Origin of the sequence: Catenulispora pinistramenti (assembly GCF_018274385.1) — a bacterium.
Taxonomy (GTDB): domain Bacteria; phylum Actinomycetota; class Actinomycetes; order Streptomycetales; family Catenulisporaceae; genus Catenulispora; species Catenulispora pinistramenti.
Genome location: NZ_JAAFYZ010000315.1, coordinates 1 through 9,537, shown reverse-complemented (window position 1 = coordinate 9,537; position 9,537 = coordinate 1). Strand labels below are relative to the sequence as shown.

At 69.3% G+C, this 9,537-nt stretch carries 6 protein-coding genes and 1 pseudogene; 3 read left to right on the top strand and 4 right to left on the bottom strand.

Annotated features, from left to right (window positions below):
• Positions 1 to 206, bottom strand: a pseudogene (locus KGQ19_RS45135) (hypothetical protein); the annotation flags it as partial.
• A gap of 160 nt (positions 207 to 366) precedes the next feature.
• A complete protein-coding gene (locus KGQ19_RS45130; protein ID WP_212021199.1) occupies positions 367 to 1,236 on the bottom strand; it encodes a TetR/AcrR family transcriptional regulator C-terminal domain-containing protein in 870 nt (289 codons plus the stop codon).
• Positions 1,237 to 1,412: 176 nt separating this feature from the next.
• Here KGQ19_RS45130 and KGQ19_RS45125 point away from each other — a divergent pair, with 176 nt between their 5' ends.
• Both KGQ19_RS45125 and KGQ19_RS45120 read left to right on the top strand, forming a co-directional pair.
• The gene (locus KGQ19_RS45125; protein WP_212021197.1) at positions 1,413 to 2,579 is read left to right on the top strand and encodes an acyl-CoA dehydrogenase family protein; all 1,167 of its coding nucleotides are present in this window, start codon (positions 1,413 to 1,415) and stop codon (positions 2,577 to 2,579) included.
• 144 nt (positions 2,580 to 2,723) lie between these two features.
• Positions 2,724 to 4,301: a long-chain-fatty-acid--CoA ligase gene (locus KGQ19_RS45120; protein WP_212021195.1), complete on the top strand. Its 1,578-nt coding sequence runs from the start codon at positions 2,724 to 2,726 to the stop codon at positions 4,299 to 4,301.
• A gap of 113 nt (positions 4,302 to 4,414) precedes the next feature.
• On the opposite strand, the gene KGQ19_RS45115 is transcribed toward KGQ19_RS45120, so the two are convergent.
• Positions 4,415 to 5,629, bottom strand: a complete 1,215-nt coding sequence (locus KGQ19_RS45115; RefSeq protein WP_212021193.1) for a calcium:cation antiporter — start codon at positions 5,627 to 5,629, stop codon at positions 4,415 to 4,417.
• Positions 5,630 to 5,824: 195 nt separating this feature from the next.
• On the bottom strand, positions 5,825 to 7,594 hold the full coding sequence (locus KGQ19_RS45110) for an ABC transporter ATP-binding protein (RefSeq protein WP_212021191.1): 1,770 nt from the start codon (positions 7,592 to 7,594) through the stop codon (positions 5,825 to 5,827).
• Between the two features lie 209 nt (positions 7,595 to 7,803).
• On the opposite strand from KGQ19_RS45110, the gene KGQ19_RS45105 reads away from it, so the two are divergent.
• Positions 7,804 to 8,859, top strand: coding sequence for a C40 family peptidase (locus tag KGQ19_RS45105; protein ID WP_212021189.1), 1,056 nt, complete (start codon positions 7,804 to 7,806; stop codon positions 8,857 to 8,859).
• The last annotated feature ends 678 nt before the right edge of the window (positions 8,860 to 9,537 follow it).

Here is a 9,537-nt window from a genome sequence, read left to right as displayed (position 1 = left end):
GTGTGGAGGCGGGGGAGGATCGCGGCGGTGAGGATGTGCTCGATCTCGGTGCGGGCGCGGCGGGCCGGGTCGGCCGTGGGGAGGTCGAGGGGGAGGGTGATGGCGGTGATTGCTGACAGGAGTGCCGTCGTCGCCTGTATGAGGGCGTCCGGCGGCGGCTCGCTGGGGTCGGCTCCGCCGGTCGCCGCGTTGTCTGAGACCGCCACAGCGCGAAGCATGCCGGATGCGGCGCGTGCGCGGAACCGGGTTGGCGAAATCTCAGCGGGGAGGCGTGAGGAGTGGTTGTTCGCGGGAGTTTGTCCCGTCGGCGGCTGGGCTCGTTCGCTGCGCTGACACAGGCCTCGAATGCATCAGGCTGCTGATGTACTAGCCTCGCGTGCCGCCCAGTTCGCCGGCCCGCAATGCTGCCAGCCGCATCTCCAACCCGTCGAGTACGGCCGTGAGCCCGACCTCGAAAGCCCGGTCGTCGATCTCCCGCTGGTGCTCGGCGAGCAGGTGCGCCTGGTTGAGGTGCGGATAGACGCCCGCGTAGACCGACGCGTCAGCCGGGAAGCCCGCCGCGAACGACCCCAGCGCCGACCCGATCACCAGCGAGCGCATCAGGGCACCGATGCTCGTGGCCTCGCGCCGTGGCCACCCGGCGTCCACCAGTCCGCCGAACACCGCGTCGGCGATCCGCAGCTGTGCCGGACGGCGTCCCGACCCACGCGCCAACGCCGGTACCACGTTCGGGTGCGCCGCCAGCACCTCGCGATACGAGCGCGCCCACGTTGCCAAAGCCTCGCGCCAAGCTGGCTCCTCGCCGGTCGCGCTCGTGGTCACGGCCGCATTCACGGCCGCATTGACGGCCGCATTGACGGCTACATTCGCGGGCGCTCGTATGCCGTCGCCAAGCTGATTCGCCCCCTGAGAAACCTCAAGCCTCGCCGCCGTCTCGTGACTGTCGCCAATGGCACCAATTCCGCCAATGCCCCCAATGCCGCCAAGCTCGCCGACGTCACTGCGCACCAACCCCGCGAACGCCGAAACATCCACTGCCGCCACCACGCAATCAACCACCGCGTCGATCAACTCATCCTTCGTCGCCACGTGGTTGTACAGACTCGGCCCGCTGACCCCCAACTCCGCCGCCAGCCGCCGCGTCGACAGCGCCTCCAACCCCTCGGCGTCGACCAGGGCCAGCGCGGCGGCGACGATGCCGTCGCGGCTGAGCAGCGGCGTACGTGGCCGAGCCATAGCGTCTCCTTCTCCTCGTCACGTGGCACCTCGCGGTGCGGCGCCAACGCCTAAAGGCCCCAACCCGCGCCGCCCGAGAACCCAGTAAACCCCCCACCAAACCTTGCGCCGCTAGTTTCTCCCGACTACGTTCAAGAAAACTCCCGGCGCTAGTTTCCGCAACCCCGAGGTGCCCGATGGACCTGACCCTCACCGACGAACACGAGGCGATCCGCGCCCTCGCCGCCGACTTCACCGACCGCGAGCTGATCCCGAACGCCGCCGCCTGGGATCGGGCCGAGGCCGTGGACCGGGGCATCGTGAAGCGGCTCGGTGACCTGGGCTTCCTCGGCATGACGATCCCCGAGGAGTACGGCGGCTCGGCCGGTGACCACCTGGCCTACTGCCTCGTCATGGAGGAGCTGGGCCGGGGCGACACCGCGGTCCGCGGCATCGTCTCCGTCTCGCTCGGCCTGGTCACCAAGCCGCTGCTCGCGTACGGCACCGAGGAGCAGAAGCGCCACTGGATCCCCAAGCTCACCGCCGGTGACGCCCTCGGCTGCTTCGGCCTCACCGAGCCCGGCAACGGTTCCGACGCCGGTCACCTGAAGACCAAGGCCGTGAAGGACGGCGACGGCTGGCGCATCACCGGCTCCAAGATCTTCATCACCAACGGCACCTGGGCCGACGTCGCCCTGGTCTTCGCCCGCACCGGCAACAAGGACGGCCAGCCCGACGACGGCCCGCGTGGCATCACCGCCTTCCTGGTCCCCACCGACACCCCCGGCTTCCAGGCCCGCGAGATCAAGGGCAAGCTCGGCCTGCGCGGCCAGGCCACCGCCGAGCTCGTCCTCGAAGACGTCCGCGTCCCCGACCAGGCCCGGCTCGGCGAGATCGGCCAGGGCTTCAAGATCGCGATGTCCACCCTGGACAAGGGCCGCATGTCCGTGGCCGCCGGCTGCGTCGGCCTGATGCAGGCCTGCCTCAACGCCTCCGTCGACTACGCCACCCAGCGCGACCAGTTCGGCAAGTCCATCGCGCACTACCAGCTGGTCCAGGAGATGCTCGCCGACATCTCCGTCGACCTGGACGCCGGCCGCCTCCTGGTCTGGCGCGTCGCCGACCTCATCGAACGCGGCCAGCCCTACGCCACCGCCGCCTCGACCGCCAAGCTCTTCTGCTCCGAGGCCGCCGTCCGCGCCGCCAACAACGCCATCCAGGTCTTCGGCGGCTATGGCTACATCGACGAATACCCCGTCGGCAAGTACCTGCGCGATGCCAGGGTCCTGACTCTTTACGAAGGCACATCCCAGATCCAGAAGCTGCTGCTCGGTCGCGCCCTCACCGGCGTCAGCGCTTTCTGAGACGATCAACGGGAGCGAGAGAGACAAGCCAGAGACGCGACCAGAGACACAGCCAGAGACACAGCCAGAGACACAGCCAGAGACACAACCAGCGATACAAGAAGTAAGAGCAAGAGAAGCGCACCCGACCGGAAGCGAGCAGCCATGACCTCCCTATCGCTGGCCAGCATCCTCGCCGAGCCCGCCTGGCGCCGCCCGGACCACATCGCGCTGATCGAAGGCGACCACCGCCTCACCTTCGCCGAACTCTGGCAGCAGGTCCTCCAACAGGCCGGCGCCCTTGCCGGGCAAGGTGAAGACGCAGAACAAGGTAGAAGCGCAAAAGAAGGTAGAGGCACAGAAACAGGCATCAAGCCCGGCGACAAAGTCGCCCTGATGTGCCCCAACACCATCGAGTTCCCCCGCGCCTACTACGCGATCCTCGCCGCCGGCGGCGTCGTGGTCCCCGTGCACCTCCTCCTCACCGCCGACGAAGCCGAGACCGTCCTGCGGGACAGCGGTGCCAGCCTGCTCATCGCGCACGCGATGTGCGCCGAGACCGCCGCCAAGGCCGCCGAGCGGGCCGGGGTCAGACTCCTCACGGCCGGTCCCGACGGCCGCCTGGAGGAGCTGACCGAGCAGGCCACCCCGCTCCCCACCTTCGTCACCCGCAAGCCCGAGGACCCGGCCGTCATCTTCTACACGTCCGGCACCACCGGCACCCCCAAAGGCGCCGTCCTGTCCCACCTCAACCTGGTGATGAACGCGACCACCGACGCCTACGACGCCCGCGACGAGGTCCGCCGCGACGACATCGTCCTGGCCTCGCTCCCGCTGTTCCACACCTTCGGCCAGACCGTCAGCATGAACGCCACCTGGCGCCTCGGCGCCACCGTCGTCCTGCTGCCCCGCTTCGACCCGGACGCGGCCATCGCGCTGATGGCCAAGGAGCGCGTCACCACCTTCCACGGCGTCCCGACCATGTACGTCACCCTCGTAGAGGCGGCGGCCCGGGCCGGGACGATGCCGCAGCTGCGCCGCTGCGTCTCCGGCGGCGCCTCGCTCCCGGTGCCGGTGCTGGAGCGGTTCGAGGCGGCGTTCGGCGCGAAGGTGCTCGAAGGCTACGGCCTGTCCGAGACCTCGCCGGTGGCCTCGGTGAACCAGCTCTCGATCGGCACCCGGGCCGGGACGGTCGGCCACCCGCTGTGGGGCGTGGACGTGGAGGTCGCCGACCCGGACGTCCTGGACGCCATCAGGCTCCTGCCCCGCGGCGAGCTCGGCGAGATCGTGATCCGCGGCCACAATGTCTTCACCGGCTACCTCGGCCGCCCCGAGGCCACCGCGGCGGCGGTGGTCGACGGCTGGTTCCGGACCGGCGACCTGGGCCGTCGGGACGCCGACGGCTTCATCTCGATCGTGGACCGGACCAAGGACCTGATCATCCGCGGCGGGTTCAACGTCTACCCGCGCGAGGTCGAGGACACGCTGCTGCGCATGCCGGGCCTCACCGAGGTCGCCGTCATCGGCGTGCCCGACGACGTCCACGGCGAGGAGATCGTCGCGGTCGTGGTGGCCGGGGCGGGCGTGCCCTCGGCTGAGGAGATCCTCGCCTACGGCGATGAGCACCTGGGACGCCACAAGTACCCGCGCCGGGTCGAGTTCGTGGACGCGCTCCCGCTCGGCCCCAGCCACAAGGTGCTGAAGCGTGAGCTGCGCGACCGGTTCAGCAAGTCCGCGGACTGACTACCCGATTACTGGCGGCCAAGCGGCTACTGGCGGCCAAGCGGCTACTGGCGGCCAAGCGGCTACCGGCTACCGGCTACTGGCTACTTGGCTACCGGCCACCGGCGACCCGATCACGGACTGAACGCCAACACCAGGTACCCGGCGCACAGCACCAAGTGCACGCCGCCCTGTACCAACGTGGCCCGCCCCCGCAGGAAGGTCAGCGACCCGACCGCCACGGTCATCGCCAGCAGCACCATGTGGCTCGCGTCCAGCCCCAGGACCAGGGGAGTGGACAGCCACACGGTGGCCACCGCGATCGCCGGAATGGTCAGCCCGATGCTGGCCATCGCCGACCCCAGAGCCAGGTTCAGGCTGGTCTGCACCTGGTCCCGCTGCGCCGCCCGCACCGCCGCGATCGCCTCCGGCAGCAGCACCATCAGCGCGATCACGACGCCGACCACGGACGCGGGCAGCCCGGCCCGGTCCACGCCGCGCTCGATCGTCGGGGACACGCCCTTGCCCAGCCCGACCACCGCGACCAGGGCGAGGAGGAGCAGGGACAGGCTGGTCAGGGCTTCGCGCTTGGTCGGGGGGTCGCCCTCGTAGCCGTCTTCGTCAAAATCGGACCCGTGGTCGGAGTCGGTATCGGAGCCGTGGCCGGAGTCAGTGGAGTCAGTGGAATCAGCGGAGTCGGCGGGGTCGGCGGCGTCCGCAGGCGCACCGGCCCCGGCCGCCGGCCCCACCGGCAGATAGTCCGGCCGATGCCGCACCGTCAGCGCGCTGATGAACAGCCCGTACACCGCGATCGAAGCCAGCGCGGCGAAGGTCAGCTGGGTGTTGTTGAACTCCGGCCCGGGCTGCGACGTGGTGAACGTCGGCAGCACCAGGGTCAGCCCGGCCAGCGTGATGATGGCGCCGAACACCGTCGAGGTCCCGTCGGCGTTGAACCGGGCCAGTCCCCGCTTCAGCGCGCCGAGCAGCAGGCACATCCCCGCGATGCCGTTGCAGGTGATCATCACGGCCGCGAACACCGTGTCCCGGGCCAGTCCGGCCCCCTTGGCGCCCTTCGCCGACATCATGGTGATGATCAGCGCCACCTCGATCACCGTCACCGCGACCGCCAGCACCAGCGATCCGAACGGCTCCCCGACCCGGTGCGCGACCACCTCCGCGTGGTGCACCGCGGCCAGCACCGCGCCGACCAGGAACAGCGCGATCACCGCCACCACCCACGGCGGCATGTCGCGGCCCCAGGTGAACGCGAGGAGCACCGCGGCCAGGACCGGGAGGGCGTTGGACCATACCGCCCACGCGGGCAGGCGTTGCTCGGCTGACGTGCTCATTGCAGGCCACGATCAGGCAGCCGGGTGGGCCGGGCCAAGTCCAGTCGTCCGAATGGGGGAACGGCCTCGGCCTCAGCCTCAGCGAGCAGACCGGGTGAGCCAGGCGGCCCCGACCCCGTCAAACGGGACCGGCGCCGCCGATGACTCGACGGCGCCGGTCCCGGGCCGCGGTCCCCGCAGGGGACTGGAGAGCGGCTACGAAGCCCGCACCCCGTGCAACGCGGCGTAGGCCCCGTCCCGCGCCACCAGCTCGTCGTGCGTCCCGGTCTCGACGATCCGGCCGCCCTCCATCACCACGATCCGGTCGGCGTTGCGCACGGTGGACAGCCGGTGCGCCACGACGAACGTGGTGCGCCCGGCGACCAGCCGGCCCAGTGCCTCCTGGATCAGCCGCTCGGACTGGGTGTCCAGGGCCGAGGTGGCCTCGTCCAGGATCAGCACCCGCGGGTCGCGGACCAGTGCCCGGGCGATCGCCAGCCGCTGCTTCTGGCCGCCGGACATCCGTGCGCCCTTCTCCCCGACCCGGGTGTCCAGGCCTTCGGGCAGCCGCTCGACGAACTCCAGCGCGTTCGCGTCGCGGAGCGCCGTGCGCAACTGCTCGTCGTCGACGCCGGTCAGACCGTAGAGGACGTTGTCCCGGATCGTCCCGTCGAACAGGGTCGTCTCCTGCGGCACGATCGACAGGTGCTTGCGGTAGGTCCGCAGGTCCAGCCCGGCCATGTCGCGGCCGTCCAGCAGGATCCGGCCGGCGGTCGGCCGGATGAACCCGATGACCAGGTTCAGCACCGTCGACTTGCCGGCCCCGGAGGCCCCGACGAAGGCGACCGTCTCCCCGGGGCGCACCACCAGGTCGAAGTCGGCCACCGACGGCCGGTCGGCATCCGGGTACTCCAGGGTCATGTCCTCGAAGCGGAACTCGCCGTGGACGGTCTGGACGGCCTCGCGGCCCTCGTTCTCCTCGATGTCCGGGGCCTGCAGGACCTCGCCGACGGACCGCACCGAGGCCAGCCCCCGGGTGATGACCGGGGTCAGGTTCATCAGCGCGGTGACCGAGCCGACCAGCGTGGTGAAGAACGCGCTGAGCATCACCACATCGCCGGGTGAGGTGCCCAGGGCCCCGGTGTAGGCGGCATACGCGGCGCCGGTGAGGCACGCCACGCCCATGAAGTTCAACGCGATCCAGGCCATCGCGCCGAACTTGCCGTTGATCAGGTCCAGACGCAGCCCGGCGGCGAGTACGCGGCGCAGGGTGCCGTCCACCCGTCGGTAGGCGTCGCGCTCCAGGCCGTGTGCGCGGGTGATGGGGATCAGGGCTGTCATCTCCACGACGCGCGAGGACAATTGCTCCACTTCCTCCCGGAAGGACTCATTGTCCTGTTTCATCGGCTTGCGCAGCGCCATGGCCAGCAGCACGGTGATCGGCACCAGGGCGGCGAACACCGGCAGCCAGACCGGGTCGCGGAAGGCGATGATGACGGTCGCGCCGGTCATCGTCACCAGCGCCCCGATGCCGGTGTCGGAGGTCTGTTGCGCGGCCTGCTCGATGGCCTCGACGTCCCGGATCACCTTGGCCTGCAGCACGCCGGCGCTGACCCGTGAGTGGTAGCCGATGGTCAGGTGCTGGAGCCGCCAGACCAGCGCCGAGCGCAGCCGGACGCCCATCCGCCGGATCGAGTGACTGAAGCAGCGGACGTACAGCAGGTGCCCGGGAAGGTTGAACAGGAGCAGTACGAGGAGAATGCCCGAATCGATCCAGAGGCCGGATATCGGACGGTGCTTCACCACGATGTCGATGACGTCCGCCGTCACCAACGGGAGCAGGAATGTGGGGCTGTGCTTGACGAAGTAGGCGAGCACACCGAGGGCCAGCCGGCCCCGGTCCTCGCGGAAGAGGTAGGCGAGCGTGCGGATCGGGTGCTCGCCCCGGTAGTGGTGATCGAGAGGGTCGGCGGATGGCAAAGCCATGAACGAACTCCGCGAATACTTGCGGTCGGACGGGATATACGGATCAAGTCTTCCAGAGTGCGTCGAGCCCTGTCAGCCGCGTTTCACGGCGCGGTCGGGTTGCTCGGGCGTTGTCTCATGCTCGCCAACTTTGCCGAGACTTTCTGTTCGGCCTGCCTCCGTACGGGCTATGGTGGTCCCGACCTTTCGGTGAAGCGGAGGCTATAAACATGGTGACGTCGCCCAAGGAAGCGGCCCATCGCGCGCCCAAGAAGTACGTTCCGGTCTCCCGGACGGCGATGACGGTGACGCTGGCGACGGCGGCCGCGGGCTCGGTGGCTCTGCTGCCGACCGCAGAGGCCGACCCGAATGCGAACATCAACGACGTCAAGGCGCAGGTGGACAATCTCCACAACCAGGCCGAGGTGGCGTCGGAGGCCTACAACGAGGCCAACACGAGCCTGAACGACCTGCAGACCAAGGTGACCCAGCTGCAGGCCCGCATCACGGCGGAGCAGGGCTCACTGGACTCCGCGCGCAGCTCGCTGGGCGGCCTGGCCGCCGCACAGTACGAGAACGGCGGCGTCGACAGCACCCTGGAGCTGATGCTCCAGCAGTCACCGGACCAGTTCCTCCAGCAGGCCACCGCCCAGGCCCAGGTGACCGGCAGCAAGATGGCCACCATGGCGACCGCCGCGGAGATCGCCCGCCAGCTGAACCAGGACAAGGCCAGCGCCAGCGACGAGCTGGCACAGCTGGCCAAGACCCGCACCACGATGGGACAGCAGAAGGCTGACATCGACGCCAAGGAGAAGCAGGCCCAGAACCTGCTGGACCAACTCACCGCCTCCCAGCGCACGCAGTACAACAAGCTGGTCAACAGCACCTCCGGCGGCGGCGTCTCCAAGAACACCATCAGCAACCTGCCGATCCCCAGCGACGCCCGCGCCGCGATAGCGGTGGCCTTCGCCAAGGCCCAGGTGGGCAAGCCCTACATCTGGGCCGCCGCCGGACCGAACGCCTACGACTGCTCCGGCCTGACGATGGCGGCCTGGGGCAAGGCCGGCGTGATGATGTCGCACGGCTCGCGCGACCAGTACGCGGACTTCCCGAAGGTGTCGGAGTCGCAGATCCAGCCTGGGGACTTGGTCATCTACTACTCGGATGCGCACCACGTGGGGATATACGTGGGGGATGGGACGATCATCCACGCTGCGAATCCGAGTGCTGGTGTGCAGTATGCGTCGCTGAATGAGATGCCGATCTATGGGATCGTGCGGCCTTAGGGGGCTGGGGGTCGGGCTCGGGCCGAGTCCGGTTCTGTGTTGGACGCTTGGTTGAACGCTTGCCGGTCGTGGTCCTCTCGGTTGAGGGGGACGCGGCCGGTGTTCGTTTTGGGCTGGGCTGGGCTGGTGGGTTGCGGTTCGTGGGTGGTTAAAGGCGATTTTTACGGAACTACCTAGTATTGACTAATCACGGATCGAGACGCAGTTCGCTGTGCTACGCGGTTTGCGTTGGCGGGCGGCGGTTGTGGTGGTGGTTTCGCGCGGGTCCGAGTCACTGCGCACGCGTTGGGCTGGCGGCAATCGTCGCGTGTGGTGGGCGCCTGAAGTCAAAGGCAGGGGCCTCCGGCGGGCCTCGGCAACCTCAGGGAAACTAGCGCGGTTCCCTAGGGTGGCTGGGTCAGGGCTCAGCGGCGGCGGTTTGTGAGGTGGTGCGGTCCGTTCCCCTCGGTCGCGTCGTCAGCCCGGGGGGTACAGCACCGGTGTCCGGGGGTAAAGTCCGCGCGCGGCGGTCATGCAGGTGGGCGGCGGTTTCGTACGGCGCGAACTTGACCCCCGGCCACCGGCACTGTAGGCGAAGCCCTGCCGACGCGACCGAGGGGAACGAACCGAAAACCAGCCGGAGAAATACAAAACGCAGGGAACGAGGACACCGGTTGGCTGGTGCGGCTGCCGGTGAGG

What these genes read in the sequence shown, in the direction of transcription:
- KGQ19_RS45130 (WP_212021199.1), bottom strand. Translation starts at nt 1,236, where the DNA reads ATGGCTCGGCCACGTACGCCGCTGCTCAGCCGCGACGGCATCGTCGCC.
- KGQ19_RS45125 (WP_212021197.1), top strand. Translation starts at nt 1,413, where the DNA reads ATGGACCTGACCCTCACCGACGAACACGAGGCGATCCGCGCCCTCGCC.
- KGQ19_RS45120 (WP_212021195.1), top strand. Translation starts at nt 2,724, where the DNA reads ATGACCTCCCTATCGCTGGCCAGCATCCTCGCCGAGCCCGCCTGGCGC.
- KGQ19_RS45115 (WP_212021193.1), bottom strand. Translation starts at nt 5,629, where the DNA reads ATGAGCACGTCAGCCGAGCAACGCCTGCCCGCGTGGGCGGTATGGTCC.
- KGQ19_RS45110 (WP_212021191.1), bottom strand. Translation starts at nt 7,594, where the DNA reads ATGGCTTTGCCATCCGCCGACCCTCTCGATCACCACTACCGGGGCGAG.
- KGQ19_RS45105 (WP_212021189.1), top strand. Translation starts at nt 7,804, where the DNA reads ATGGTGACGTCGCCCAAGGAAGCGGCCCATCGCGCGCCCAAGAAGTAC.